The sequence below is a fragment of the Paraburkholderia sediminicola genome (assembly GCF_046027355.1).
GTDB lineage: Bacteria > Pseudomonadota > Gammaproteobacteria > Burkholderiales > Burkholderiaceae > Paraburkholderia > Paraburkholderia sediminicola_B.
The window spans coordinates 1-724 of sequence record NZ_JAQQEK010000131.1 but is presented as its reverse complement, the minus strand read 5'-3'; the positions used below and the strand labels follow the sequence as shown (position 1 = coordinate 724).

General features: G+C 60.1%; 1 protein-coding gene. It reads left to right on the top strand.

Going from position 1 to position 724, the window contains the following annotated elements; all coding sequences use genetic code 11:
* A partial coding sequence (locus PQR42_RS45595) for an NAD(P)/FAD-dependent oxidoreductase (protein ID WP_408496119.1) occupies positions 1-724 on the top strand: 724 nt, incomplete at both ends.

Sequence of the window (724 nt, the reverse complement as noted above, 5' to 3'; positions counted from 1 at the left end):
AGGGGCGCATATCCTGTCGGGCGCGGTGATGGATCCGCGCGCGATCAACGAACTCATTCCGGACTGGAAGGAAAAAGGCGCGCCGCTGACGGTGGATGTGACCGAAGATAAATTCCTGTTCCTGACGGAAACTGGCTCGAAGAGCGTGCCGACCTGGGCGCTGCCGGACAACTTCAAGAATCACGGCAACTATGTGATCAGCCTCGCGAATGTCACGCGCTGGCTGGGTCAGCAGGCTGAGGCGCTCGGTGTCGAGATTTTTCCGGGCTTTCCGGCTGCTGAGATTCTCTACAACGAGGATGGATCGGTCAAAGGCGTCGCGACCGGTAATCTCGGCATCGGCAAGGACGGCGAGCCGACCGAGAACTTCCAGCTCGGCATGGAGCTGCACGCGAAGTACACGCTGTTCTGCGAAGGCGCGCGTGGGCACCTCGGCCGTCAGCTGAACGATAAATTCAAGCTGCGCGAAGGCGCCGATCCGCAGGTCTACGGGATCGGCATCAAGGAACTGTGGGAGATCGATCCTTCGAAGCACAAGCCGGGTCTGGTGATGCACACCGCCGGCTGGCCGCTGGAAAACGATACCTACGGCGGCTCGTTCCTCTATCACATGGATAACAACCAGGTGGTGGTGGGCTTCGTCGTCGGTCTCGGCTACACGAACCCGTATCTGTCGCCGTTCGAGGAATTCCAGCGTTACAAGACGCATCCGGCGATCCGTGCT